This is a genomic window from Heyndrickxia sp. FSL K6-6286 (assembly GCF_038630395.1).
Taxonomy (GTDB): Bacteria; Bacillota; Bacilli; order Bacillales; family Bacillaceae_C; genus Heyndrickxia; species Heyndrickxia oleronia.
The window spans coordinates 608,214-633,807 of record NZ_CP152029.1 but is presented as its reverse complement, the minus strand read 5'-3'; the positions used below and the strand labels follow the sequence as shown (position 1 = coordinate 633,807).

General features: G+C 37.4%; 28 protein-coding genes, 23 tRNA genes and 1 pseudogene. 5 read left to right on the top strand and 47 right to left on the bottom strand.

Features of this window, described 5'->3' with window-relative positions:
- Window positions 1-14 precede the first annotated feature (14 nt).
- The 6 genes from MHI39_RS03450 to MHI39_RS03425 form a co-directional block, all read right to left on the bottom strand.
- On the bottom strand, window positions 15-866 hold the full coding sequence (locus MHI39_RS03450; protein ID WP_058005245.1) for a VOC family protein: 852 nt from the start codon (window positions 864-866) through the stop codon (window positions 15-17).
- A 640-nt stretch (window positions 867-1,506) separates the two neighbouring features.
- Complete coding sequence (locus MHI39_RS03445; protein ID WP_259548830.1) at window positions 1,507-1,968, bottom strand: NUDIX hydrolase; 462 nt, start codon at window positions 1,966-1,968, stop codon at window positions 1,507-1,509.
- Between the two features lie 118 nt (window positions 1,969-2,086).
- Window positions 2,087-3,139: an FUSC family protein gene (locus MHI39_RS03440; RefSeq protein ID WP_342540681.1), complete on the bottom strand. Its 1,053-nt coding sequence runs from the start codon at window positions 3,137-3,139 to the stop codon at window positions 2,087-2,089.
- An 85-nt stretch (window positions 3,140-3,224) separates the two neighbouring features.
- Entirely contained in the window at window positions 3,225-3,773 is a 549-nt protein-coding gene (locus tag MHI39_RS03435; protein WP_342540680.1) for a 2'-5' RNA ligase family protein, read from the bottom strand.
- A 12-nt stretch (window positions 3,774-3,785) separates the two neighbouring features.
- Window positions 3,786-4,016, bottom strand: a complete 231-nt coding sequence (locus MHI39_RS03430) for a hypothetical protein (RefSeq protein ID WP_078110429.1) — start codon at window positions 4,014-4,016, stop codon at window positions 3,786-3,788.
- Window positions 4,013-4,690 (bottom strand): HAD family hydrolase, encoded by a 678-nt coding sequence (locus MHI39_RS03425; protein ID WP_342540679.1) that lies wholly within the window; start codon window positions 4,688-4,690, stop codon window positions 4,013-4,015. The genes MHI39_RS03430 and MHI39_RS03425 overlap by 4 nt, the downstream gene beginning before the upstream one ends.
- A 259-nt stretch (window positions 4,691-4,949) precedes the next feature.
- On the opposite strand from MHI39_RS03425, the gene MHI39_RS03420 reads away from it, so the two are divergent.
- Window positions 4,950-5,462: a DinB family protein gene (locus MHI39_RS03420; protein WP_342540678.1), complete on the top strand. Its 513-nt coding sequence runs from the start codon at window positions 4,950-4,952 to the stop codon at window positions 5,460-5,462.
- Window positions 5,463-5,537: 75 nt separating this feature from the next.
- On the opposite strand, the gene MHI39_RS03415 is transcribed toward MHI39_RS03420, so the two are convergent.
- The 6 genes from MHI39_RS03415 to MHI39_RS03390 all read right to left on the bottom strand — a co-directional run bounded on the left by MHI39_RS03415 (window position 5,538) and on the right by MHI39_RS03390 (window position 10,147).
- Window positions 5,538-6,401, bottom strand: coding sequence for a pirin-like C-terminal cupin domain-containing protein (locus MHI39_RS03415; protein ID WP_078110426.1), 864 nt, complete (start codon window positions 6,399-6,401; stop codon window positions 5,538-5,540).
- Window positions 6,402-6,462: 61 nt separating this feature from the next.
- The gene (locus tag MHI39_RS03410; RefSeq protein ID WP_342540677.1) at window positions 6,463-7,029 is read right to left on the bottom strand and encodes a nucleotidyltransferase family protein; all 567 of its coding nucleotides are present in this window, start codon (window positions 7,027-7,029) and stop codon (window positions 6,463-6,465) included.
- Window positions 7,019-7,948: a phosphotransferase gene (locus tag MHI39_RS03405; RefSeq protein WP_342540676.1), complete on the bottom strand. Its 930-nt coding sequence runs from the start codon at window positions 7,946-7,948 to the stop codon at window positions 7,019-7,021. Before MHI39_RS03405 ends, MHI39_RS03410 begins: the two co-directional genes overlap by 11 nt.
- Window positions 7,932-8,945 (bottom strand): zinc-dependent alcohol dehydrogenase family protein, encoded by a 1,014-nt coding sequence (locus tag MHI39_RS03400; RefSeq protein WP_342540675.1) that lies wholly within the window; start codon window positions 8,943-8,945, stop codon window positions 7,932-7,934. Before MHI39_RS03400 ends, MHI39_RS03405 begins: the two co-directional genes overlap by 17 nt.
- 81 nt (window positions 8,946-9,026) lie before the next feature.
- Window positions 9,027-9,239, bottom strand: coding sequence for a hypothetical protein (locus MHI39_RS03395; RefSeq protein WP_058005226.1), 213 nt, complete (start codon window positions 9,237-9,239; stop codon window positions 9,027-9,029).
- Between the two features lie 23 nt (window positions 9,240-9,262).
- Complete coding sequence (locus MHI39_RS03390; RefSeq protein WP_201785824.1) at window positions 9,263-10,147, bottom strand: AraC family transcriptional regulator; 885 nt, start codon at window positions 10,145-10,147, stop codon at window positions 9,263-9,265.
- 937 nt (window positions 10,148-11,084) lie between these two features.
- On the opposite strand from MHI39_RS03390, the gene MHI39_RS03385 reads away from it, so the two are divergent.
- Window positions 11,085-11,855 (top strand): ATP-binding cassette domain-containing protein, encoded by a 771-nt coding sequence (locus MHI39_RS03385; RefSeq protein WP_058005228.1) that lies wholly within the window; start codon window positions 11,085-11,087, stop codon window positions 11,853-11,855.
- A complete protein-coding gene (locus tag MHI39_RS03380; RefSeq protein ID WP_342540674.1) occupies window positions 11,830-13,737 on the top strand; it encodes an FtsX-like permease family protein in 1,908 nt (635 codons plus the stop codon). The genes MHI39_RS03385 and MHI39_RS03380 overlap by 26 nt, the downstream gene beginning before the upstream one ends.
- 41 nt (window positions 13,738-13,778) lie before the next feature.
- Here MHI39_RS03380 and MHI39_RS03375 read toward each other — a convergent pair whose 3' ends face one another.
- The 3 genes from MHI39_RS03375 to MHI39_RS03365 form a co-directional block, all read right to left on the bottom strand.
- Window positions 13,779-14,318, bottom strand: a complete 540-nt coding sequence (locus MHI39_RS03375; RefSeq protein WP_342540673.1) for an NAD(P)H-dependent oxidoreductase — start codon at window positions 14,316-14,318, stop codon at window positions 13,779-13,781.
- 63 nt (window positions 14,319-14,381) lie between these two features.
- Window positions 14,382-14,813 carry a MarR family transcriptional regulator gene (locus MHI39_RS03370; protein ID WP_058005231.1) on the bottom strand — a complete coding sequence of 144 codons (432 nt, stop codon included), beginning with the start codon at window positions 14,811-14,813 and terminating at the stop codon, window positions 14,382-14,384.
- Between the two features lie 80 nt (window positions 14,814-14,893).
- Window positions 14,894-15,646 (bottom strand): aminoglycoside adenylyltransferase domain-containing protein, encoded by a 753-nt coding sequence (locus tag MHI39_RS03365; RefSeq protein WP_342540672.1) that lies wholly within the window; start codon window positions 15,644-15,646, stop codon window positions 14,894-14,896.
- A gap of 325 nt (window positions 15,647-15,971) precedes the next feature.
- Between MHI39_RS03365 and MHI39_RS03360 the strand changes: the two genes are divergently transcribed.
- Entirely contained in the window at window positions 15,972-16,835 is an 864-nt protein-coding gene (locus MHI39_RS03360; RefSeq protein ID WP_342540671.1) for an AraC family transcriptional regulator, read from the top strand.
- 318 nt (window positions 16,836-17,153) lie between these two features.
- Here MHI39_RS03360 and MHI39_RS03355 read toward each other — a convergent pair whose 3' ends face one another.
- The 6 genes and pseudogenes from MHI39_RS03355 to MHI39_RS03330 form a co-directional block, all read right to left on the bottom strand.
- Entirely contained in the window at window positions 17,154-17,873 is a 720-nt protein-coding gene (locus MHI39_RS03355) for an MBL fold metallo-hydrolase (RefSeq protein WP_058005234.1), read from the bottom strand.
- 84 nt (window positions 17,874-17,957) lie between these two features.
- The gene (locus tag MHI39_RS03350) at window positions 17,958-18,050 is read right to left on the bottom strand and encodes a hypothetical protein (RefSeq protein WP_235813372.1); all 93 of its coding nucleotides are present in this window, start codon (window positions 18,048-18,050) and stop codon (window positions 17,958-17,960) included.
- Window positions 18,051-18,119: 69 nt separating this feature from the next.
- Window positions 18,120-18,530: pseudogene (locus tag MHI39_RS03345) on the bottom strand (VOC family protein); the annotation flags it as partial.
- Window positions 18,531-18,565: 35 nt separating this feature from the next.
- Entirely contained in the window at window positions 18,566-19,168 is a 603-nt protein-coding gene (locus MHI39_RS03340; protein ID WP_251346374.1) for a GNAT family N-acetyltransferase, read from the bottom strand.
- Window positions 19,122-19,688, bottom strand: coding sequence for a DJ-1/PfpI family protein (locus tag MHI39_RS03335; RefSeq protein WP_071975043.1), 567 nt, complete (start codon window positions 19,686-19,688; stop codon window positions 19,122-19,124). Before MHI39_RS03335 ends, MHI39_RS03340 begins: the two co-directional genes overlap by 47 nt.
- Before the next feature lie 132 nt (window positions 19,689-19,820).
- Window positions 19,821-20,225, bottom strand: a complete 405-nt coding sequence (locus MHI39_RS03330; RefSeq protein ID WP_071975044.1) for a DUF4440 domain-containing protein — start codon at window positions 20,223-20,225, stop codon at window positions 19,821-19,823.
- Window positions 20,226-20,325: 100 nt separating this feature from the next.
- Between MHI39_RS03330 and MHI39_RS03325 the strand changes: the two genes are divergently transcribed.
- The gene (locus tag MHI39_RS03325; protein ID WP_071975045.1) at window positions 20,326-20,796 is read left to right on the top strand and encodes a DinB family protein; all 471 of its coding nucleotides are present in this window, start codon (window positions 20,326-20,328) and stop codon (window positions 20,794-20,796) included.
- Between the two features lie 55 nt (window positions 20,797-20,851).
- Here MHI39_RS03325 and MHI39_RS03320 read toward each other — a convergent pair whose 3' ends face one another.
- The 26 genes from MHI39_RS03320 to MHI39_RS03195 all read right to left on the bottom strand — a co-directional run bounded on the left by MHI39_RS03320 (window position 20,852) and on the right by MHI39_RS03195 (window position 25,504).
- Window positions 20,852-21,328: a GNAT family N-acetyltransferase gene (locus MHI39_RS03320; protein WP_071975046.1), complete on the bottom strand. Its 477-nt coding sequence runs from the start codon at window positions 21,326-21,328 to the stop codon at window positions 20,852-20,854.
- A 66-nt stretch (window positions 21,329-21,394) separates the two neighbouring features.
- A complete protein-coding gene (locus tag MHI39_RS03315) occupies window positions 21,395-21,847 on the bottom strand; it encodes an NUDIX hydrolase (protein WP_071975047.1) in 453 nt (150 codons plus the stop codon).
- A gap of 95 nt (window positions 21,848-21,942) precedes the next feature.
- The gene (locus tag MHI39_RS03310) at window positions 21,943-22,623 is read right to left on the bottom strand and encodes an SIMPL domain-containing protein (protein WP_342540670.1); all 681 of its coding nucleotides are present in this window, start codon (window positions 22,621-22,623) and stop codon (window positions 21,943-21,945) included.
- A 349-nt stretch (window positions 22,624-22,972) separates the two neighbouring features.
- Window positions 22,973-23,046, bottom strand: a tRNA-Arg gene (locus tag MHI39_RS03305).
- Window positions 23,047-23,054: 8 nt separating this feature from the next.
- Window positions 23,055-23,145 (bottom strand) — tRNA-Ser (locus MHI39_RS03300).
- A gap of 10 nt (window positions 23,146-23,155) precedes the next feature.
- Window positions 23,156-23,230: transfer RNA gene (locus MHI39_RS03295), tRNA-Asn, on the bottom strand.
- Between the two features lie 17 nt (window positions 23,231-23,247).
- Window positions 23,248-23,324, bottom strand: a tRNA-Ile gene (locus tag MHI39_RS03290).
- A gap of 18 nt (window positions 23,325-23,342) precedes the next feature.
- Window positions 23,343-23,416: transfer RNA gene (locus tag MHI39_RS03285), tRNA-Gly, on the bottom strand.
- Window positions 23,417-23,441: 25 nt separating this feature from the next.
- A tRNA-Gln gene (locus MHI39_RS03280) sits at window positions 23,442-23,516 on the bottom strand.
- 14 nt (window positions 23,517-23,530) lie between these two features.
- Window positions 23,531-23,606, bottom strand: a tRNA-His gene (locus MHI39_RS03275).
- Between the two features lie 6 nt (window positions 23,607-23,612).
- A tRNA-Tyr gene (locus MHI39_RS03270) sits at window positions 23,613-23,697 on the bottom strand.
- Between the two features lie 12 nt (window positions 23,698-23,709).
- Window positions 23,710-23,785: transfer RNA gene (locus MHI39_RS03265), tRNA-Thr, on the bottom strand.
- Window positions 23,786-23,846: 61 nt separating this feature from the next.
- Window positions 23,847-23,922, bottom strand: a tRNA-Phe gene (locus tag MHI39_RS03260).
- A gap of 156 nt (window positions 23,923-24,078) precedes the next feature.
- A tRNA-Asp gene (locus tag MHI39_RS03255) sits at window positions 24,079-24,155 on the bottom strand.
- A gap of 28 nt (window positions 24,156-24,183) precedes the next feature.
- A tRNA-Met gene (locus MHI39_RS03250) sits at window positions 24,184-24,257 on the bottom strand.
- Between the two features lie 169 nt (window positions 24,258-24,426).
- Window positions 24,427-24,519 (bottom strand) — tRNA-Ser (locus tag MHI39_RS03245).
- Window positions 24,520-24,526: 7 nt separating this feature from the next.
- A tRNA-Ile gene (locus tag MHI39_RS03240) sits at window positions 24,527-24,600 on the bottom strand.
- Between the two features lie 19 nt (window positions 24,601-24,619).
- Window positions 24,620-24,693, bottom strand: a tRNA-Met gene (locus tag MHI39_RS03235).
- A 15-nt stretch (window positions 24,694-24,708) separates the two neighbouring features.
- Window positions 24,709-24,781: transfer RNA gene (locus MHI39_RS03230), tRNA-Ala, on the bottom strand.
- A gap of 11 nt (window positions 24,782-24,792) precedes the next feature.
- A tRNA-Pro gene (locus MHI39_RS03225) sits at window positions 24,793-24,869 on the bottom strand.
- A gap of 4 nt (window positions 24,870-24,873) precedes the next feature.
- Window positions 24,874-24,950, bottom strand: a tRNA-Arg gene (locus MHI39_RS03220).
- A gap of 85 nt (window positions 24,951-25,035) precedes the next feature.
- Window positions 25,036-25,121: transfer RNA gene (locus tag MHI39_RS03215), tRNA-Leu, on the bottom strand.
- A 10-nt stretch (window positions 25,122-25,131) separates the two neighbouring features.
- Window positions 25,132-25,206: transfer RNA gene (locus MHI39_RS03210), tRNA-Gly, on the bottom strand.
- Window positions 25,207-25,221: 15 nt separating this feature from the next.
- A tRNA-Leu gene (locus MHI39_RS03205) sits at window positions 25,222-25,303 on the bottom strand.
- Window positions 25,304-25,336: 33 nt separating this feature from the next.
- Window positions 25,337-25,412 (bottom strand) — tRNA-Lys (locus MHI39_RS03200).
- Between the two features lie 16 nt (window positions 25,413-25,428).
- A tRNA-Thr gene (locus MHI39_RS03195) sits at window positions 25,429-25,504 on the bottom strand.
- Between the last annotated feature and the right edge of the window lie 90 nt (window positions 25,505-25,594).

Below are 25,594 nucleotides of genomic sequence, written 5' to 3'. Positions count from 1 at the left end.
TCCTTGATGTGTGTCTAAATGTTTAACTGAATACGATTTCCAGAAGGATCTTCGATAAAGTAACTTCCCTCTACCTCACTTACCATAACTTCCAGGCTTCGCAAATTTTCTAGTACCTGTTGTCTCGCTTCTTCACTTGGAAACTGCAATGTGAACCATTTCAGTCCAACACTATTATCTGCAGGCTTAGGTGCGCCTATTCCATTCCAAGTATTTAAACCGATATGATGATGATAGCCACCTGTAGATAGGAAAAGCGCTTGATTTCCATATCTAGTGACAATATTGAACCCTAATCCCTTACAATAGAATTCCTCAACCTTTTCTAGCTCTGAAACATGCAAATGGATATGGCCCATCGTTGTTCCACTTGGGAGTCCCTCCCATTTTTGTCCACGTCCCTCTGCTAAAAGACCTTGTGCATCAATGGGTTCAGTTGTCATATGGACCTGTCCATCGTTCCATACCCATGTTGAGGCAGGACGATCTGCATAAATTTCAATTCCATTTCCATCTGGATCTGCTAGATATATCGCTTCACTGACTAAATGATCAGAAGCCCCTTGTAGCGGATAACCAACTTCAAGAAAATGCTGTAATATCTTCCCCAAATCCTTTCGACTCGGTAAAAGTATGGCAAAATGATATAGTCCAGTTGTTCTTGATTGCTTTTCACGTACATTATCAGGCTGCTCAATCTTTACTAACGGTGTTTTTCCATCAGCAGTTAAAAAGGCAACTTTATCTGTTTGCTTAATAATTTGAAAGCCAATGATCTGTTGATAAAAAGCAAGAGAACGTTCCAAATCTGAAACCTTCAAGTCAACTTGACTAACGAAAGTCTGAGGTGCTTGATGGAATTCCATCATGATTTTCTGCCTCCTAAGTTACTTTATGTAAGTTATTATATTTTTTATAGTATAGTTAGTCAAGTCATTTTATCTTAAAACCGTGCCTCTTTTTTCCCTAACGAATTGAAACATATAGAGCAAGATCGCCTTCAAAAGAAAAAGGGACAAAAATTGATACCTTTTAATTCTTACTAGGGAGCCATAACCAATCTTCTTAAAAAGATTGATGATGATATAAACGAAAATTGTATCAATAATAAAATTGATAGCCAAATACCTTTTAAACTTTCCATAGGTAAATTTGAGTATCCACAATGAACCCACAAAAAAAGGACCTGCAATAATGAGAAACATATCGGATATCGGCTTAGGCATAATTTTATTATAAAACCACCACCACACTCGTTTGTAAGCAACTATGCTCTCTAATAAAACGATAGAACATATGAATAACACACTTGGATAAAACCGTTTGAACGTGGATCTTCCTAAGAAGGGTAGCGTGAGAATAGGTAAGATTAAGGCCATTGCTAAATAAGGTTTGTATTTTTTCATTTGTGTACTCCGTTCTTTTTCCTTTAAATTATCCTTAACTACCTAGAATTATTAATAGAAAAGGCGATTGCTTTGTTTACAATCGCCTTCTTGTTTTTTATTAGATTATTGAAGTTTGCTTTTTTAAAAACTCTTTCACAACCGGCCAATCAGGAGGGCTAATTTTTTCAGGTAATTCCTTAAGTGAATAAAAACGTAACTCCTCCACTTCCTCTTTATCTGCCTGTAACTCTCCTTCATAATCGGAACAGATATAAGTAGCTACAACATTATAAACCTCATCACCATGTGGATATTGATAGTAGAGCTCCTCGCCTGAAAAAATCTGAAATAAACTAAGCTTTTTTGCCTTTAACCCAGTTTCTTCGTGTAACTCTCTTGCCGCTACCTCTATGAGGGATTCTCCCGGCTCCATTGATCCGCCAGGAAGCCCCCAGCAATGATTATCTTTTCTTAACTGCAATAATAATTCATTTTGTTTATTTAGAAGGATGACATTCGCTCCTGTCATAATAAGCGGACGACTTCCGACTACCTTTCTTAATTCCATGATATACCCCATCAACTTGACTCCTTACACGTCCTTTTACTATTCCTATTCGTCACATCTATAGGCTAATCCTTCTATATCAAGGAAAAAACGGTACCTTGTTTTACACTTAGTAACGTTTACGGAAATTTTACGATTTTTCTGATCGCTTCCATATAAGATAGGCGGTTGCTAATCCAATTGCACAGCCTAATAATGTTTCAAGCAATCTAGCCTCTATGAGGGCAGGAATAACGGTATCGGAACGGCCTGTTTCTGCAATAAGTAGGGCAAGTGGAGTAATGAATACGACGGCAAAGGCATAGTTACGAACAATAATCATTTCTACTAAAAATTGTAATGTCATGACACATAGCCCCAATAACCAATAGGAGGGCTGTAGGGCAAGAATTCCACCTGCAATAAAAACACCTACTGCTGTTCCTATTGATCGCTGGAAACTCCGATGGAGAATAATCGAGATCGTCGCACCTTGTAGCACACTTGCACATGAAATGGATACCCAATAAGGTCTGTGAAATCCTAAAGCAAATGCAAAAAGTGTTGCAACAAAAATAGCCGCTCCATTCCTTATTGAAGCTAATAGTATAGTTGAATCCTTTATGGCAGCTTTCCACGTATGATTTCTTGTTGTTTGAGTGATTTCCTTTTTATCAAAGAACCATTCCGACATTCCAATCAACCAAGCAAGACATCCCCCCATCAATGCGATGCCAATAGGAAGTAATGCTGCAGTTAAAGTCATCTGCAAGCCCGTACCAATTCCACAAACAAGGACAAAAAAATAGCCTGATGGAGGAGGAACCTTATAGGCACTACAGATAAAAGTCGACAGAAAACTAATGATTCCTAAAATCAAGGAAGTAGACAAAAAGGAAAAACCACAAATAATTCCTAAAGCAAAGGAAACTACTAATCCAATATTGACAATAATTAATTTAATCGCTCTTTGTTTATAAGATTCATTATGAACATATAAAGAGGTAAAACCTCCGATACCAGCAAGCAAGCCCCATTCAATATGGCCAAATAAAGCACCTATCAAAAAAGGGAGTCCCATCGTTATTGCAGCTGAAATGGCCTTTTTCCATGGATATTTCGGGGTACGATTAATATGAAATACCCCTCTCCACCCCTTATGTTTCGATGTCGTTCGTATCTTAATAATTTTTTTCTTGTTCACTGATAGCCCCCTAGGTTCAAGGTCATCTCTGCTCTATTTTATGATTCCTTTAACCTAGGCAATTCATGTATTCTATCATACCTCTTTATCTGAGGGGACATGCTTTTATCGTTTCTACTCTAGATCTTCCCCCACCTTCATCCACTACTTTAATTAAAGCCACCTCACTCATTTGCGCACCAATGGGTTTCATTCGCTTAGTGCAATACTCGAAAGCTTCTTTCAACTTATCCATAGGTAATCGATTTGCAATACTACAATGTGGAATCCATCTATTTGGGAGATAAAGTGAGTCCGGTTGATCATTAAATTCCTCCAGCATTTGATGATGCTTCATATGCACATCTAATAACTCAATAGAAGGTGTAGGAGCTAAAAATATCATCCCTGTTTTCATAAAGGTTCCTAATGAACTTAATGTAATCGGTAGCTTAGAACTCGATTCATAACAAGATTGAAGAAGAGGAATAAATCGATCTAAATCTAGCCTTTGATAAGAAGCAAATGTAATATGTGGTCTTCTATCTATTACTTCTTCAGCATAGGTGGATATGGCTTGATCACTAAGTTCTTTCCACACTTCTTTAATATATCTCTCTGATTCTTCGTCAAAATGCGCAACAACTCCGTACATAGAAGCCTCCCTTTAAAATTCTTTCTTTTTATCATCCAAATAGCTTTCATATACTTCTGTAACCTTGTTCTTATCCGGAACTAAGACATTCAGTTTTTTATTCAGTTTTTCAAGCAAAACAATCCCACGGAATAAACAGCCTCCAATAATTCCAAAGGCAATGATTCCCCCATAAACTGGTGGAATCATCACTAAAATGATTCCCAGTGCAAATGCTATTAAAATTGACCAAAATAAATTCATGCCTCACCTCTAATGATCGTAATTAATTCCGAAGGATGCGTTAATTTAGGATAAATATTTATGTTTTCCTTTCTACTTTCAGAAAGAAACCATGTGGCTTGATAAGGGATCATTCCCACTTGTTCAGCACCGAATAATTCATTTGATCCACCGTCACCAATAAAAATAACCTTTTCAGGTTCAACCTTTAAATTTTTGCATGCCATTAAATAGATTTCTGGGTTTGGTTTGGCACACTTCACCTTATAGGAAAAAATGACATCATCAAAGTACTGAGAGAGTGTACATGCCTCCCATGCAGATATCTCCTCTGGTGTACAATTACTGATTAGCCCTACTTTGATCCCTTGTCGCTTAAGTTCGGACAAGCACCCTATGATTTCCTCATTGATTTGTTCAAATGGAAGTGATTTTACTCTTTCTCTTTGCTTTTGCGCAGCGTCTAGCACTTTTAGATCAATCGGCATATTTTGGGCTCTTAAAATGTCAATCAACACGCTTCGGTAATTAGAAAATGTACCATCCATTCTCTTATCTAAACGCTTATGCCACTCTTTTTTGAATAGTTCCTCATTCAAGCCAATTTCATGGAACATATGGCCTTTCTCTCTTTTTCCATTTCTCCATTCCGAAATAAGTGTTTCAAATAAATCAAATAACACTGCTTGGATCAAGATAAGCCTCCTCCCTCAGTTCCCATTATCTACTTCTGCAAAGAAAGACCAATTACCTCCTATCAATACAGAAATAAAGGAGTATTAATGACTGTTATTTAATATAAATAACAATTAAGAATATTTCTATCTAGAGAATGATTAATGAATACAAAATTGGGGTAACACCGAAATCCTAATCAACTTCGTAATAACTGTATTAGCTGTAAAAGTCCACTGTAAAGGCTTTTATAAATATCAAAATAAAAGGAGAAATGATATGAAACATCCTGCCATTGAAATGTATGAGTATCATATTTGGGCAAATGCTGTGATTATTGAACGTTTGAAGGAGCTTCCTCAAGAGATTTATCATCAGGAAACAAATAGTGGCTTTTCCTCTATCGCGAAAGTGCTGTCACATATTTATCAAGTTGATTATGCATGGTTTGAGATTATAAAGGGTATGAGTATGAAGGAAGCAATGAGTGATGCCTTCCAAAAAGGTGAACAGCTGGAAGTGAAAGCTATTGAGGATATGGAAGCAGGTTACTTGGAATTATCGGAGCAAAACAAAGCTTTTCTGAACCAGTTAGATGATATAGAAAAGAAGCTAGTCGTCGATAATCCTTATGCTGGAATACTCGAAACGTCTATTTCTGAATCTGTATTACATATTGTTACCCATGGTTCCTATCATCGTGGAAACATTGCCACGATGCTTCGGCAATTAGGGCAAACATCCGTCATGCAGGATTATGGACTTTTTCTATATGCAAAACAAAAAAAATAAGGGGGACTTCCCCTTATTTTCTCAAACAGTGGTTCTATTTAGATAGCATTTAACAAGGACTTTTACAATCCGCCATTACTCCGCTGGTGGTCCAAACTTTCCAGCATTAAAATCGCGATAGGCTTGGCGAATCTCATCCATTGTATTCATTACAAACGGGCCATACGCCACTACCTCTTCATTTATAGGAACCCCAGAATAGACTAATACCTTTGAACGTTGGTTTCCCTTGATTACTAATTCGCTACCTTGCTGCCCGGATTCATTAAAGGTAAATGTTGCCACACCTGTTTTGCCTAGTGCTATTTCATTTGTACCTAATTCAACCTCTCCAGATAACACATATAGAAAGGCATTATGATTTTCGGGAATACGATGTATATATGTTGCTCCAGCAGCAACATTGATTTCAGACATAGTGATTGGCACCATACTATCAAGTGGTCCCTTTACGCCCTCGATATCACCAGAATAGACTTTTACAACTCCCCCATCAAAAGGCACATGTGGTACATCTTCTAAACGAATATCCTGATACGTTGTTTTCGTATTCTTTAACTCCTTTGGTAGGTTCAACCACAATTGTAATGTGTGGATTAAATCATCATCTACAGCCTCTTCTGCATGCCGTGCTGCCCAGCCGGCATTCATATATTGAACATCTCCTGCATCGAGTATAGAGTGGCCGCCAGCATTATCAATATGCTCCAGCCTGCCATCTATTACATAAGTAATCGTTTGAAATCCTCGATGAGGATGGTCTGAAAAAGTACCACGTTTAAACCAATCATCTGCCATCAGTATAAAAGGGTCAAACTCTTTTAATCGTTCAGGATGTAATACAAATCCTTGTTGAACGTGTGGATACCCATTTTGCTGATAGTTTACATACCAATGGTCTTTAACTGCTCGTTGGAAAATTGCTTTGTTTTCATTCATGTTCCATCCCTCCTATAGGAACATTATAAATCCAAAGTCCCATTACACCTATTAATATGTTTTACCAATGATGGACAGTAATGTTCTTCCAAACAGATTGCCAATCTTTCGCAACAATTCTATTTTCATAAATGCTTCTTCGTTCTTCATTCTCCTTAAAATAAGCAGTTGGCTTGATCAACATATTGATTACATCCGAAACTCCACAAGGGGCTGCCAAAATAAGCTGCTGGTCATCATCCAACTTCACCCCTAAAGCCGTGGCTGTTTCAGGAAATTTTGCTATAGCATCCACTGAGGAAGTATATGGTGGAATACCATTAACCGTGTGCATCCTTGCCTCATTTTTCACAGACCATGGTACATCTGGAAGTAAGCTCCTCAGCTTTCCTTCTAACCTCTTTTCTTCCTGCTCATCTATCCTCTCCGGATCAAAATATATGACATCAACATCTGCTAATGGGGTCCGATCCTTAACATGATGAAGCGTATCCCAAATCTTCGACCGGACAAATCCTGCACATACCCACCAATCAGGTAAATGAAGGGTTTGTACTGCACGTAAAATATCCATCATCCATACATCCTCTTGGATTAATTTGAGGATATCCTCTTTATTATTTAGCATGTTTAACACTTCCTTTGAAAAGTTCCTTTCTATCAAAAAGCCATAAAAACATCGCTTGATTGTGATCGAATAGATGGGGAATCTGAGCAAAATAAGCCATAAAAATCGATTGAATGGCAAGCATGACATACCAAATTGCGTCATATTCTAACTTACTTAATGGATTTTTTTGATGATAGGAATCAACTAATTTTTCTACAAAAGGAAACCATTCTGTGCTTAATTTTTTATCATGAAAAACCTCATTAAGAACACTCGTCGCACAATAGCAAAGATCAAAAATTCTTACATTCACCTCAGCTAGCTCATAATCGATGACACCTAGTAAATCTTTTTCTCCATAAATAAAATTTGATAGATGGGCATCGCGGTGAATAATTTGTTTAGGAAGATTATTTACTTTCAGTTGAAATTCTGATTCCAAATCTTGATAAATTTGATCTAACCGATCACTTCGGCTTTCTACCTTGTCCATTGCCTTTCTTGCAAAATGATAGATGGATTGATATACATCTCTAGTTGGAAATTGACTGATGAGGGGATGATCACTTAACAACTGATGGAGCATTGCAAGTGTTCTACCAAAATGCTGCGGTACTAGTGGATTTTCAATGATTTCCCTTGCAGAAAATACTCGTCCTGGCAAATAGGTATATAAACTAAAATACCTCCCCTCATCATCAATGATATATGTATTCTTTTTACTTAGCATGGGAGTAGGAACGCTGATATCAAAGTCTTGTAAATACTGTAAAATAGCAAGTTCGTTTCTTGCTACTTGGATATCCAACTTTCGTTTCAAAACATATTTTTCATTAGTAATGTCTTTAACTAAAATGGCTTGCTCGGAAAGTTTAGATATCTCTCCTGCTTGAACTCCCCAATATTTAAGGATTTTTTCTTTATTCATCTGATCCATCTTCATGCCCCATTTTCAAAAAGACTTTTTTCCCCTTCCTATTAGGAGATTCCGCTTCTCCTACTGCTTCCCGTACGTTTAACAAATCAAAATATATTTCCGGCATTGTAATTTTTAGACGTTGCTCCTTGACGAAGTTCATTATTTGATGAAATTTTTCTTGCCAATCATATGGCGATACTTGCTTGTTCCAATGGCGTAGGTGAAATAATTTCACATTGACTGCCGTTCGTTTTGAAACTTCCTGCCACTGAATCGGAATTCCCGATAAAAGCCCAATCGCTAAATAGTTTCCATGAGGTTGCAAACAATCGACTAACTGGGTACCCTCTATACCTCCAATTGAATCAATTGCTGCACTCACCCCACGCCCACTCGTTATTTCCATTACCGATTCCTTAAGTGAGGAGCAAGATGTATCGATTACATGTGCTGCACCTAGTTGAAGGAGCTCCTGTGTATCATTCGAATTCCTCGTAACCGCTATAAATTGAAAGCCAAATATCATCGATAGCTGAGCAAAAATCCGTCCAATTGCAGAACCAGCCGCATTCATAAGTAAAACATCCCCGGATCCCAAACATAAAACTTCCTGACAAATCACCAAAGCTGTTAATGGGTTGATATATAATTGGGCCGCAGTTTGATCGTTAATAGATGGCGGAATCGGTACCAACCATTCGGACGGAACCTTTACAAAATCCTGCCACGTCCCATCACCTCTTAATGGGAGAACCCGCTTCCCTAATAGATTTTGAGATACAGATGGACCTACTTCCTCCACAACCCCTACTCCCTCATACCCAGGCACCATTGGCAATGAAATACGATGGGAATACGAGCCTCTTACCGGAATTAAATCGGAAGGATTAATCGGACTCAGCAACATCCGAACGAGAACTTCCCCCTCTGCTGGCGGATTAACTCTTCTATTCACCACATAAAGAACGTCCTCTGGTTTTCCAAACTCATGACAAATCACACTTTTTGCTTTCAACACTCATGTCTCCTTAAAAAAGTACTATTCTCTTATTCTATAAAAAAAGCGTTACTTCCTCCATGAAGCAACGCAATTCATTTATGATTTTTTAAATTCTTGCAGCATATACACATAGCTGCTGATAAAAACGAGAGTAAAAATAATCATTGAGCCTGTAGAGAAAAAATCTCTTTGCCCTCTATCCGTAATCAAATGGATCAACATTCCCAGAAGATAATTGGCACTAGTAATTAATAAAGCAATCATGATGCCGGCTAGAATTGCTTTAAAATGATAAAAATAATTTTCCATAACACTCGATTCCTTTCTTTGCTCTACATATCAAATGACAAATTCACTGGTTCATCCAGCAATTCATAAGCCATTTCAATATTCGTCGTTGGTGTTTTTTCATCAACCACCTCAAACTTACATTGATCTAACCAAACATGACCTCGTCCAGAAAGTATGACGCCAAAAGCGATAACTGCACTATTTTCAGGGATATCAAGCACAATGGAATATAGATTCCAATTGGTATCCTTTACAATCGGACGATTACTCATATTATCAAATTGCATTACATCACCCGCCGCATTGTCTATTCTCATCCATAATCCGCAATATCCATCTACCTTTTCAGATTTAACAAAAGCAGAAAATTTAAGCCTTTGTCCAATGTATTTTTTTGCTTTAAACTGCTGCATCATCGTCGCAAATTCTTCAATGGTTGCTACTGACCTTGATCGGATATATCCTGAGGCTTTTCCTTGGTGGACGTTTTTTGTATCTAACCCCATCTCGTAATTATGCGGACTCGTTCCTGTAAGAAACCAACCTTTTATTTCTTGTTTTTGTTGTTCCATGTTTTCCCCTCCATTTTTATTCAAAATAATATTCATAGCTCGCCTATATTCCCCTGGTGGCATATGGTATAGCTTTTTAAATGCACGTGTAAATGCTTCAGGTGCCCCAAAGCCATAATAAAAAGCTATATTAATAATCGATTCATTCGTATCTATTAACATTCTTGCAGAATTGGTCAATCTTCTTATTCGAATATAGTCACCTATCGTCATACCAACTTCGTTCTGGAAGACTCTTAAAAAATGAAATTTTGAAAATCCACAAACACTAGCTACTAAATCAATCGAAAGCGGATGGTGTAAGTTTTCCTCAATATAATCAATAGCTTTCTGAATAATTTGCTGGTATTTCAAGTTTTGCACCTCCCTTATTCATAGATTACTAAATATCCCCTTTCCTTTCTTGACTTTTATTGCTAATTTTGTAAATTCATCAATCAAATTTCGTATAACTTGTTCACTCTTGTAAAAACTCAACTGCTGGATTTTACACCCAATAAAGGATTTTAGCGGTTTTTATGAAGTTTTCCGCTCTTTTCTCGTGAAGTGAAAGGAGGCACCTATATGGAACGGTGTTTTCTTCCTTCTTGGTAACCAAACACACCCTTTCGTTACCTTGGATACGCTTTATCCTCTTTGGGGGTAATCAAACTCTCATTTTGGTTACCCGTGACACGCTGGTTCCTGCTTTACGGTAACCAAATGCTCCTTTTCGTTACCTTGGACTCGCTATTTCCTCCTTTTCGGTAACTAAACGCTACCTTTCGTTACCAGGGACACGCGTTTTCCTCTTTCTCGGTAATCAAACACTCCCTTTCGTTACCCGGGACAACCGTTTTCCTCCTTCTCGGTAACCAAACACTCCCTTTCGTTACCCGGGACAACCGTTTTCCTCCTTCTCGGTAACCATACGCTCCTTTTCGTTACCCTGGACACTCGTTTTCCTCCTTCTCGGCAATCAAACACTACCTTTCGTTACCCGGGACACACGTTTTCCTCATCCTCGGTAACCATACTCGCTCTTTCGTTACCCTGCACACGCTCTTTCCTCCTTCTCGGTAATCAAACGCTACCTTTCGTTACCATCCACACGCTCTTTCCTCCTTCACAGGATTCACACTCACTCTTTGGGTACCGCTTATTGATTCAAACTTAACTTAATTAGCAACAATGTTGGAGAAAAGAGCCAAAATATAAAAATTCCGGTTGACCTCATGGTGTATTAAACATATAATACACACATAGCGTATGAATCATTTAATACATACACCAAAAAAAGGAGGAATTATAGATGAAAGTGTTGACTGTAAAGAATCTTAGCAAAGTATATAAAGGGAATATTGATTACGAAGCTCTTCGTCAAATTAACCTTTCAATAAACGAAGGGGAATTTGTTGGAATTATGGGTCCTTCTGGGAGTGGAAAGACGACCTTATTAAACATGATTTCAACGATTGATCGACCTACCTCTGGGGAAATTCAAATTGCTGGGGAGAATCCTTTTCAATTATCCCATAAAAAACTAGCTATTTTCCGCAGACGTGAATTGGGCTTTGTCTTCCAATCATTTAATCTTCTTCCCACTTTAACTGTAAAGGAGAATATTGTTCTTCCCCTTACACTTGATGGCGTCGATCTAAATGAAATGAATACAAAGGTGAATACATTTGCCGAAAAGCTAGGGATTTCAGCTATTTTAAATAAACGGACATATGAAATATCAGGTGGGCAAGCCCAACGAACTGCCATTGCACGTGCCTTGATCAACCATCCGAAGCTAATTTTGGCAGATGAGCCTACTGGAAATCTCGATTCGAAGGCGGCAAAAGATGTCATGGAGCTTTTAGAAAAGCTGAACAACGAAGAAAAATCTACCATGTTACTTGTTACACATGATGCATTAGCAGCTAGCTACTGTGATCGTGTCATCTTTATAAAAGATGGACAACTCGATCACGAAATTCAAGCGAGTCATAATCGCTCTGATTTCTATCAAAAAATAATTGAAAGGCTATCAATTCTAGGGGGGACATCAAATGAACATGCGACAATTCGCAACTAATAACGTTCTCCGTAATAAGCGAACCTATTTAGCTCATTTCCTAAGTAGTGCTTTCTCGGTCATGATCTTTTTCATCTATGCCATGCTCTTATTTCATCCTGATTTACAAGGAGAGCTTAAAGCAACTAGCCCAATGATTGCCTCATTAGGATCAATGGGGATTAAAACTGCGCAAGTGATTATTTTCATTTTTTCATTTTTCTTTTTGCTTTACTCTGTCAGTGCCTTTTTAAAACTACGTAAAAAAGAGTTTGGTATTCTAATGATTCTTGGAATGTCTAGGAAGCAATTTCATCGCCTGCTTTTCGTTGAAAATATGATCATTGGATTTGCCTCTATTATTGTGGGAATTGTTGTAGGGATTGTTTTTTCGAAGCTTCTTTTAATAATCTGTGCACATATTCTTGCTATTCAAGCTGGCTTGAAATTTTACTTGCCTCTAAAAGCAGCTTTCATGACTGCTGGAGCATTTCTCATACTCTTTCTTTTGATTTCATTATTCACTTCTAGAGTGATTCGCAAAGGAACAGTAGTGGAACTAGTAAAATCAGAAGAAAAGCCAAAGCCTGAACCAAAGGCTTCCCCATGGCTATCCTTTCTTGCTGTACTTTGCCTTGTTTTAGGATATGGGATGGTCCTTTGGTTTGCCATCATGCAGGTTTTTTCATTTAAGTTATTACTCTCTGGAGTTGCCCTAACAATTGTAGGAACCTACTTTTTATTTACACAGTTCAGTGTCTATACCATCCACAACTTAAAGAAAAAAGAAAAGTTCTTTTTTAAGAAAACAAATATGTTAACTATTTCGGAATTAATGTATCGAATAAAGGATAATGCAGTGATGTTTTTCTTAGTAGCTGTCATTTCTGCATCAGCATTTACTGGAATCGGAACATGCTTAGCGCTAGGAAACTCAGGTTTGTCCGAAATGACCAATCCTTATGCATTCAGCTATACATCTACAGATGAAAAAACTGAAAAGCAAAAGGTTCAACAGATTGAAACAGAACTAAAGAAAGCTGATTTTCCATTTAAAATGGGATCTTACACACCCCTTTACTCTTCAAATGGGGTAACTCTCATAAAGCTAAGTGATTATAATTCTTTGGCTAAAGCACTAGGCTACCAGACAGAAACTGTGAAAAAGAATGAAGCGATATTTACACCTACATCTGTCACTCAGAAAAATGCTTGGAGAATTAATGGACAAAAAATCGAACAATTAGATGTTGAAAAAGGGGATTTTTCCACCACATTTTCAGTCAAAAAGACATTGCCTTATATCGTATTGCCTGATATTGGCGACAACACAGCCGTTGTAGCTGATGAAATATATGAGAAGTTTTCCCGTCTCGAGAAGGAAGAAGAATCCTATTACTTTAAAGAAATTAGATTCGTTGTAAAAGATTGGCCAAAGACCAAGGAAGTAGCACAAAAATTAAATAAAGAGATGGATGATTATGGATTTAGTGCACTTGTGTTAAACTGGTTATATTCCAAGCAAGAGAATGGACTATTATTCATATTAAGTGGTTTAATCGGAATCGTGTTCTTTACTTTTGCAGCAAGCTTCATCTATTTCCGTCTTTATGCAGATTTAAACCGAGATGAACAGCAATATCGTATGATTTCAAAGGTTGGTTTGAGTAGAAAAGAAATGAAACAGATTATTTCACGGCAGTTAGTACTGTTATTTTTCTTACCTTTTGTCATGGCCCTTATCCATAGTTCTGTTGCCTTTTTTGCCTTGCAAAGAATAGTAGACTTTTCGGTATTGAAATCATCATTAATGATCTTTATTGCATTTTTATCAGCACAGATCATTTACTTTTTTATAGCTCGTTGGCGTTATTTGAAGCATTTATATAAAGAAGTAATGTAAGAGCAAAAACACCGTTCCCTTATTGGAACGGTGTTTCTCTATTATCGTTGGTTCATCCAGTTGATAAAATTATCAACAACTAAATCAATAAACTTAACCGTTGGTTCATGTGTTAGATTCCCTGATTCATCAATTTTTTCATGAACAGCACCTACATATACTTCGTTTCCTGGAAGTAAAGGAGATCCTACACCTGGACAGAATAAAATATCACGTAAATGTTGTTGAGCGCGTACTGTACCTAAAGCTCCCATTGTTGCACCCATGATCCAAGATGGTTTCCCAATCATGACTTTTTCCACACGAGATAACCAATCAATCGCATTCTTTAACACACCTGGAATAGAATAATTGAATTCAGGAGTTACCCAAAGGACTGCATCAGCTTCAGCTACTTTTCCTTTAAATTCAGTAACAACCTCTGGGGGATTCATCTCAATATCTTGATCATAATGTGGTAGATCCTTAATATTTAGTATTTCAAGTTCAAAGCGTTCTGCATACCTTGTTTGTATATATTTTGCTAGTTTTAAATTATATGATTCCTTACGAATACTTCCAACGATTGCAACTATTTTCATGTCTTTTTCCTCCAATTATTTAAAATAGTTGATATATCAACTATTAATTCGTCTCAAACCATTTTAACGTTCAGCCACATTCTCACGAACTTTTGTCAAAAGCCTTTGTAATTGAGTGACTTCTTCCTCAGTCATCCCTTTACTAATTGTATTAATAATATTCTGGTTAATCGGCATAACGTCTTTCCCAAGCATTTTTCCCTTTTCAGTAAGAAACACTTCAATCGAGCGTCGATCCTTTTGGCAAATTGTTCGATGAATGTAACCTTTCTTTTCAAGAGTAACAATCATTCTAGCAACACTTGATTTATCCTTATTTAACCTTAAGGCAATTTCATTTTGAGATACTCCCTCTTGTTCCCAAAGAATAGCCATAATTAAATTTTGTTCCGAAGTTAACTGGAAATCCGCAAGCTTTTTATTCACAAAGCTAGTAATTTCTAAATCAACCGAATGAATGAATACACCTAAATTATTTAATGGTTCATATTTCAAATAGATCACCCTAATTAGTTGACATATCAACGATTTACAAAACCTATTTTACAAAAAGGGATAAACCATTGTCAATCAAGTCAACCTACAATCTCAAATGACTTAATTTCCTGCAACATATACGTGGCAAATTCCTTTAGTAACCTATCATTTACTCCAACTCCACTAAATTTTGGATTTATATATTGAGATAGAGCCTTTGAAATTAATTCTTTATATTCATGAGGAACCATTTTCTCTCCCCATTCACCGCCTTCTTTTTTAGAAGAGACTACACCCTCTGATAAATAATAAAGCACTCTACATAAATTAAGTATATAGTACACGGGATTATGGATAATTTCTTGAACCGAATTGTCAATATCAAAAACAATTGATTGAATATAATAGCTTCGATCGATCTTCTTAAATACAGATTTCACTGGTTTTCCTAAAAGACATATTCCCCTTTCATATGTAACAACAAGATGCGCTGCCAGATCCGGATCAACGGTATCCCCACAAAGATAATCAGGATCTTGCAAATATCTATCCCTATGTACCTGTGAGTAATGTAGCTCAAATGGTGAAGGATGCTTGAAATCGATGATATCTTTTTCTACTAAAACACTCATCTCTAGGTTATAGTCTTCCAATTGCAAAATATCTTGAATAAGCCCCTTCTTTTTCTCCTTAGAAAGTTTCTCTTTCACAATAACTAAAATATCTACATCACTTTTTTGAGGTTGAAAACACCCCATTGCTAGTGATCCATGTAAATAAACTCCTATTAAATTTGACTTTAGATGCCTCTCGAATAGCGAACAAACCTTATCCAAAAATTGTTCAACCACCGGAATTCCCCCTTCCATTTTTAAGACTATTCTAATTTTTTATGATATAAAAAAAGGGATGACTCGTCAAAGTAAGTTGTCCCTTTTTATGCATTTGTTTATTCATACATCACGATATGTTTAAATCACATAGAAAACTTAACGCCGAGAAAAGTGGGATGCTATTCATGTGTTCATTTGAGGATATTTTGAAAAAGAATCGGATGATATAAAATTAGTGAATTGACGATGACGAATCAGCAGGATTCCGATGAATTCCGTATAAGAAATATCGAGCGAATCTTAGATTTTAAAGATACTATGTATTTGTAAAGGAGGGAAATGAATGTTACAGGAATTCAATCACTTAATGGATTATATAGAAACGCATTTAACAGAGGATATTTCTGGTAAAGAGATATCAAAAATTGTAGGACTATCTGATTATCATTTTAAGAGAATGTTTTCGTATATGGCTGGAATGTCATTGAGTGAATATATCAAAAACAGAAGGCTATCAGTTGCAAATGTTGAATTAATTAACGGAGCAAAAGTGACAGATATTGCCTATAAATATGGCTATCAATCAATCGAAGGATTTTCAAGAGCCTTTCGTGAATGGAGTGGTTTTTTACCTTCAGAAGTAGCTAAAAACAAAATTCAAAAATCATTTCCCAAATTTTCATTCTATATCGATATAAAAGGAGGAAAATCTATGGAATTCAAAATCGAAAAGAAAGAGAAATTTAATATAGTAGGTGTTTCAAAAAAAGTGCCTATTCAATTCGAAGGTGAGAATAAAGCTATCTTAGAACTCGCCCAGTCTATTTCCGAGCAACAAAAAAATGAAATGCACCAATTAGCCGATTTATATCCTCATCGAGTATTGAATGTGTCTTATGATTTTGATGATGGCTACCTGGAGGAAAAAGGATCTTTAACTCATATGATTGGTTTTGCAACTACAAAAGAAAATCCATTTGATAATTTAGAGCAAATTACTATTGAAGAAAGTTTATGGGCAATCTTCCCTAATCAAGGTCCATTTCCTACTACACTTCAAGAAACTACTGCAAAAATTTATTCTGAATGGCTGCCTTCTTCAGATTATGAATTAGTAGAACTACCTGGAATTTCTTTTACAGAGTACAATAGTATATCGGAAAATGTATATAGTGAAATTTGGATGGCAGTAAAGAAAAAAAGTTAAAGAAACACGCGGATTATATTTACAAAAAATTACACATTTAAATCTAAAAAGGTTGGGATTCTTTTCACTTAGGTCTCAACCTTTTTTTGTACTAATTTTACTTTTATATTTTCTCATATAATCGGAAAGTGGTCCCTTTTTCATATATTAGAGCTTGTCTACTGCACTTCGTAGCTTCTTAAGAGACTCACCTTAAATAGAAAAAATAAAAATGGGTAATGAGAAGGAAAAACTTGCTAAACTGAGTCCGTTTCGTAGACTTTGTATAAAAAACAGTAAGGACTGTCACTGTGGTAATGCCCGACAGTCCCTTTTAAATTAGTTATTCTGAACAATCTCTTGGATCTGTTCTTTGATATTTTCATTCGTATATCCGCCATGATAACAAATAACTGATTGAATATCATAGTCTAGAAATTTACTGAGAGAATGAATAGCCGTTTCCATATCTGGTGTATTTCGTGGAACGGGCCCTTGGATAGCACCATTATTTAAGACCATTGCATCTCCCACGACAAGCGTCTTGCTTTCATTAAGATATAAACTAATATGTCCCGGAGTATGGCCAGGAGTAAAAATGACTTGAATTCCACCAAAAAAGGACAGTTCCTGCCCATCTACAAGAGTATGGTCGACCTTCGCTTTCGGAGGATTCATATATAAAGCTTGCATCGAAGGTGGAAGCGTATCCCATACCTCTTTACTTATTTTTGTAGGGTCTGCCTTCATCATATGCTTAGTTCCTTCGATATAGGGTTTGTCTAACTCATGTGCATATACTTCAATTTTCCCTTGTGATTCCTGAAGGAGTTCTGGAAGACTGCCAATATGATCAATATCCTGGTGTGTCAAAATGACTGCTTTCAGCTTTTCAAAAGGTACTCCCACTTGGTGCATTGCAGCCTTTATAGCTGAAAGCTGACCTGGCATTCCTGTATCCACCAATATCGCCATTTCATCATCCCATAAAAGTGTTGGATTGATCTTAAAACCTTCAATATTGAGTTCAATCATTTCTACATGATCAGCTACTTTCATTTCTCTTCCTCCTTCATATATAATGCTTTATCAGAATATCCTAATTGCGAAAAAAAATGAAGAAAGCAAAACAAAAAGTTTTTATCAATTATTTTGATGCGATTTTAACACTTCCTTGGCAAATTCCAAACAATCCTTACAGATCGAGACACCAGGTCCTACTGCTAGCTCCCCGATATCCGCTCGACTTCTATTACAAAACGAGCAAACATCTGTGTAAGTTGCACCAGTTGCTTCTGAATTTTCTAACTGAAAAAACTGTTTGTAAACTGGACTTAGCTCGCTCCATACATCGAATTGATTGTTATCTAGGTCATAAAACACAAAGTTCCTTCCAGTATGTCCTCTATCCTCAATCTCCCCCACCTTCATTCCTTTTTGGATGAAAGATTCATGTAAGGTTTCCAATGCTTGTAGACCATTTACCTCAAAAGTAACAGAAAAACGTTCATGACCGTAGTAATCAATGAAATTAGCAGTTTGATTTTCTAATGAATTAACAAGAAAAAAGCTTTGATTGGCAAAGTTCAATATCGCTTTGTCCTGATCCTTATAACTTAACTCCGCCCCTAAATTATTCATATACCATTCAGTGGATTGCTCTACATTTGATACGGGTATATACATCGTCCCTACTCTAATTAATGATTCTTTCATCTTCTCATCTCTCCTTTTATGAATTTAAATGTTTTCTATATTTCAACCAATCTTTTCGTTTTACTATCCAATAGAAAATAGTGGGTCGATTGAGGAAAAGTATTTGTCTTTTTAAATCCAAATGAAACATAAAATTCATCCGCTGGATAAGTATCCGTACGAAGAACAACGACTTTAAAAAATCCCCTCGCATAGCTTAGAATTTCTTGCAAAAGAAGATTACCTACCCCTTGCCTTCGAAACGATTTGCTTACATAAAATCTTCTTATACGCCCAATATTTTTATCATTTGAGTAAGGGTCAATAGTTAATCCACCAATTCCAATTAACTCTCCATTTTTATGAAATGCCCCAAAAATCCCTTCACCTGGTTGGTTAAAAATATTCGCCCCACTTCTATATTCTTCTAAAAGTTTGTTTAAAAATCGAAAACCATCTTGTTTACTTTCTAGAATTAAATCGGATATTTCGTGATTGAGTAAGTGATCAATAGGCCTGATCTTAATAGTAATGATGATCCCCTCCACAACTTCCAATTCGACACACGCAAAATGGATGAAACCTTTGATTCGATTATTTGTAAGGTTATTGTCAAACCTCTCCTTTACAAAAACGTAATGCATCACTACTTTGCGCATCATTTTTCCACATTTTCATTTGATCGCCGACAGCTATAGTAAATTCCGCAAATGCCGTGCCTTTAGCCGTGATGATATTATCTAACACCTCAATATTGTTCCCCGTATAAGTAGCTCCTTCGAATACCTCACTAAAATGAGTAAACGTATTGTCTGTACAGGTAAACTTTTTTCCTTTTAGTAAACCAGCCTTTCCTAGTAAAGTAGCAGCAGCACATATGGTTGCAATAGGAGTTCCTTTTAAATGAGCATTCTGTAAAAACCCAGATAATAATGACTCATTTATGATTGTCTCAATTCCATCTCCGCCTGAGATAAGTACTAGATCATAATCCTCTACTTTCGCTTCCGCTAATGTTATTTGTGGTGTCGTAATTAATCCCCCAACACTTTCTACATGTTTTCCATCGACAGTTGCAGTAGTTACTTTGGCTTTTCCAACCTTTCTTAAGAAAAACAATGTATGAGCGATCTCAAAATCTGCATACATGGGATACGCGATAAATAGAATATTTCTCATTCAATACCTCCATGAAAAAAAATATTAAATAAGTTTTTTCGTACTCTTTCTATAACGGATTCCTATAAATTCTAATAAGATTTTTTACTCTATTAGAAACAGCAACAAAGTTTTTTTGCGTAGGGCTTTAAGTTACAGAAGCTTTCCCTTTTCTTCATACCAACGTATCATTCTCCACTTGCCATCTAATTCTTTCCGCCAAACTTCCAAGGATAACCCCTTCATCATCTTGTCTTCTTGTTTAAATATCACCTCATAGGAAACAGCCGCTTGTGTTTCTGTTTGAGGTACGATTGCTAAACCTGAATAAATAAATTTTATGTTTTTTCCTTTATAGAATTCTGCAGCTTCCTTGTTTCCTGCTCTTATCTGCTCTGCATTATAATGCTCTACTTCTCCCATATGAGGAATATACAGCATGCCCTGAAAATCATCAGCATACATAGTGTTCATTTCTTCGTATGAACCCATAGAAAAATTTTCATGTAGCTGCATCATTCTATAAATTTGATTTGCAACTTCGGATTCAATGCACAAAAAAATCACCCGTTTCTTTTAAAAATGGTTATTGAATATATTAATTTTTCAATCTATTGAGTAAAATAGAGACAGTTCACTAGGTTGGGAATGATCATTTATGATAGATTTGTTTTATTATAATTGGCAAGTTCGAGATGATTGGTTTCAATGGTGTGAAAATATTTCTCATGAGGAATTAACTTTCATGCGTAATGGTGGTATGGGTAGTTTCTTAAAAACTTTATTTCATGTGATTGATTGTGAGCAGTTATGGATTCATCAAATGCAGGGAACATCAGTATTGAAAAAGGAATTTAATTCTTTCTCGACGCTTGAGGAGGTTAGTGAATTCTCTCAATCTACCAGAATGATTACCAAAAACTTTCTTATGAATTGGAATAAAGAACAAGAGGATAAACTCCTTTATATCACAAGAAAAGATGGCTCGGTGCTATCCTTTCCATATGGGAAAGTTATCAGACACCTTATTTCACATGAAATTCATCATATTGGGCAACTTTCTATTTGGTCCCGGGAACTTGGTCTTAAACCGGTAAATTCTGACTTAATCATTAGAGAATATATTTAATATTGATGAGGCTGTTTAATAAGGAAAAGACGAAACAGCCCTTTTTTTTCCTTTATTATAATGACAGACTTAGGATTAATTGCTCTCCCATCTTTCCAGGTCTTCTACGCCCTGTATCAATATACCCGACTCTTTCATACACTTTTTGAGCATGTACATTTAGTTTATTAACCGATAAAACAATTTCATCACAATTGGGAAATTCTCGATTAATAAAAATCGGTAATTGTTCTAGTCCTTTTTTAGCATAACCTTTTCCCTGCTGTGAATGATTGACTGAAAAAGCAGTTAATAGCATTGCATTCGGATTATCTGTATATTCCTTCACTCTATCACTAGTATGCAACACAAAAAATCCAACAGGAACATGATTACTTACAATCATGATTGGATGACGTTCATGAGAAATTTCAAGCATTTCAATTGGTAACGCAGTAAAACGTACTTGTTCTTCAGGTAAATGATAATCAGTTATCAAGTCATACCATTCAGATTGATAAAACTGTAATTCAACCTTATCCACTGTAATCATATATAGCTCCTCCAATTGGAATATTCAATTGAATTATACCAAAACAGAACGTATGTTTGCAACAGTTTAGGAGGATAATTTAGAAACTTTTGATTTTAGTAATTCAAAGAGACCTTCCGGAACTAATCGAGACTCCTTTTGAAAATCTGATAAAGGCTTCCACATAACATCAAATTCAATCCCATTATCTTCTTTTCCTTTAAATATTGAAAGATTATAATAGGAGGAATCAATAAAGTCAGCTGCATATACTTGAACAATTTCATGACCTAGATCACCATCATACGTAAATATATTTTCTAACGTACCTAAGAGTTTTAAATGACAGATGTCTGCACCAATTTCTTCCTTAACTTCTCGTATGACTGCATCCGAACTCCTTTCTCCATACTCAATACCTCCTCCAACTGGACGATAAAAATAATTTCCTGTTTTCGGATCAATCCCTTCCGATACTAGAATTGAATCGCCTTTTTGAAAAATACAAATCGCTAAAGGTCGAATGATTCCCTTTCTCATGTAAAAACCCCCAATCTCTAGAATATTATCAATTCAACTTTTGCATGAGAAAATCCTTTTTTATCTGAAATAAAATTTCTAGTACTTCATCTTTCTTATGAAAAATAAGCAAATTCTGCTTCAATCATGGCTTTTATCTGAGTTTGCCCTGTTTGAATGGGAGTTCCTTCACTTTTTGCAAATAACGCTACATGGAAAGGTGATGTTGAGGGGGCCGAAGATATTTCAGTGATTTTTACTGGAATGTGATAAAAGGATATGGCTAATTGCTTCGTAATTGTTGCTGCCTTTTGCTGGGCATCCTTTAACGCTAGGGACAAAGCTTGATGGTAATATGCCTCGGGTTGGGCTAATGTAAATTGAATATATGCTATCATATTAGCCCCATTCTGCACGGCTACATCTATAACATTCCCTGTTAAATTAATCTCTTTAATTATTCCCTTAATGAGATGTGTAACTTTATAACCCTGCCTGATTATTTTTCCATTTTCACTTTCATATTGGACATCGATACGGTAATCAACAGTTTTTATCTCGTCATTGGCTATTCCCATTTGTAAAAATGCCTGAATGATTCTTGACATTACTCTTGTATTTTCTAACTGTGCTGTACTGACATCTTTATTTTCTGTCACTACACCTAATGTGATCTCCGCCATATCCGGTTGAGCGTTCACCAATCCTTCACCAGAAACCTTCATAAGATGTTTTTGCTTTCGATAAATTTGTGAATCTCTTGCTGAAACATGTGGATAATTTTGTTTACTATTCACATTATCCCCCCTTTTAAATACTAAGTCTTATGAATTTGCTGGGAGGGATATTCACTACAATATAAAAAATTATATTTATCCACAATTATGTTAATCTCGGTGATTTAAGATGTGTCTTAATACCGTCGGATGATACACATTTTTGAGGGTTTGACTTCATTATGTGTCTCAAGACCGGCGCGTGAGACACATTTTTTGGGGTTTGCATTCATTATGTGTTTTAACTCTAGGAATGAAACATATTTTATAAATTTTTTAATACTTTATTTGCTTTACTATGAGACTATGAAGGATTTTGGAAAAATAAAAACCTCTACTTTTTATGTAGAGGTTTTTCATTATGATTTTACGCGCCTTAGAGGATTCGAACCTCTGACCCACAGCTTAGAAGGCTGTTGCTCTATCCTGCTGAGCTAAAGGCGCATTCATTCTGGCGGAGAAAGAGGGATTTGAACCCTCGCGCCGGTTACCCGACCTACACCCTTAGCAGGGGCGCCTCTTCAGCCACTTGAGTATTTCTCCATACAAAAAATGGCTCCGCAGGTAGGATTCGAACCTACGACCGATCGGTTAACAGCCGATTGCTCTACCACTGAGCTACTGCGGAACAGGAAAATTTATAGATGGTGGGCCTAAATGGACTCGAACCATCGACCTCACGCTTATCAGGCGTGCGCTCTAACCAGCTGAGCTATAGGCCCGTTATAAGTGATTATGTATGGAGCGGGTGATGAGAATCGAACTCACGACAACAGCTTGGAAGGCTGTAGTTTTACCACTAAACTACACCCGCAGATCTCTTATCTTGAAGTAAAATATGGCTGGGCTAGCTGGATTCGAACCAACGAGTGACGGAGTCAAAGTCCGTTGCCTTACCACTTGGCTATAGCCCAATAAGTATTAATAATGGGGCGGATGATGGGAATCGAACCCACGAATGTCGGAACCACAATCCGATGCGTTAACCACTTCGCCACATCCGCCATAAATGGTGGAGGGGGACGGATTCGAACCGCCGAACCCTGAGGGAGCGGATTTACAGTCCGCCGCGTTTAGCCACTTCGCTACCCCTCCACAAATGAAAAATGGTGCCGGCCAGAGGACTTGAACCCCCAACCTACTGATTACAAGTCAGTTGCTCTACCAATTGAGCTAGGCCGGCATTAATAAATTATTATCCCCCAAAAGAGGAATAATATCAACATGATTAAATTTGCATTAAATGGTGGCTCGGGACGGAATCGAACCGCCGACACATGGATTTTCAGTCCATTGCTCTACCGACTGAGCTACCGAGCCAAATATAATATTTATTTTCTATATAAAATTGTATTCGCCATCGTCCCAATTTCAGAAAGCTTATTCAAGCTGTGGCTCAATTGGTACGCTGATGTATTGCTTTGTAGCCTATTCGGACGTGCTCTACCGACTGAGCTACCGAGCCATATTATAAAATGGCGGTCCGGACGGGACTCGAACCCGCGACCTCCTGCGTGACAGGCAGGCATTCTAACCAACTGAACTACCGGACCAAAATTCTTTCAAGAATACTTGAAATGATTGCGGAGGCAGGATTTGAACCTGCGACCTTCGGGTTATGAGCCCGACGAGCTACCAGACTGCTCCACCCCGCGATGATAGTATAATTAATTTTTTAATCCAATCTTATCATCAACTGTCCCGATTTCAGTATGCTTATTCTAGTAGCAGCTCAATCGGTACAACTCGTAGTTGTTCGATGAAGTAACGCTCGTTGCTCCACCCCGCGACGATATTATTAAAAATTTTTTAAAGGAATAGTTATGGCGGAGGAAGAGGGATTCGAACCCCCGCGCGGTGTAACCCGCCTGTCGGTTTTCAAGACCGATCCCTTCAGCCGGACTTGGGTATTCCTCCAAATAAATGGACCCTGTAGGACTCGAACCTACGACCGGACGGTTATGAGCCGTCTGCTCTAACCAGCTGAGCTAAGGGTCCTTTACTCCAAAAATATTAATAGCGGCGGAGGGGATCGAACCCCCGACCTTACGGGTATGAACCGTACGCTCTAGCCAGCTGAGCTACACCGCCATTTTAAAATTAATATGGAGCCTAGCGGGATCGAACCGCTGACCTCCTGCGTGCAAAGCAGGCGCTCTCCCAGCTGAGCTAAGGCCCCATGAATTTTCCTGGTCGGGAAGACAGGATTCGAACCTGCGACCCCATGGTCCCAAACCATGTGCTCTACCAAGCTGAGCTACTTCCCGTTCATGGCGCGCCCGAGAGGAGTCGAACCCCTAACCTTTTGATCCGTAGTCAAACGCTCTATCCAATTGAGCTACGGGCGCATACTTGTATTTTACTATAACTATTATGGAAGAATCTTTTGCTGTGCAAAAATCCTTAAATCTTTTACTTCGTAAAAATTTCTAGTGCCGAGGACCGGAATCGAACCGGTACGGTAGTCACCTACCGCAGGATTTTAAGTCCTGTGCGTCTGCCAGTTCCGCCACCCCGGCAAGGGTTGTTTGGAGCGGAAGACGGGATTCGAACCCGCGACCCCCACCTTGGCAAGGTGGTGTTCTACCACTGAACTACTTCCGCGACTTTATTTTATAATGCGGGTGAAGGGAGTCGAACCCCCACGCCTTGCGGCGCCAGATCCTAAGTCTGGTGCGTCTGCCAATTCCGCCACACCCGCGTTATGAAAAATGTTTTTCGTTACAAAAAACAATGGTGAGCCATGAAGGACTCGAACCTTCGACCCTCTGATTAAAAGTCAGATGCTCTACCAACTGAGCTAATGGCTCGTACTTTTTTTAAAAGTGGTGCCGGCCAGAGGACTTGAACCCCCAACCTACTGATTACAAGTCAGTTGCTCTACCAATTGAGCTAGGCCGGCATTAATAAATTATTATCCCCAAACAGAGATTAGTTGCAATGGTCGTCCAGCTTTCAGTTTGCTTATTCAAGCAGCAACTCAAGCTGTACG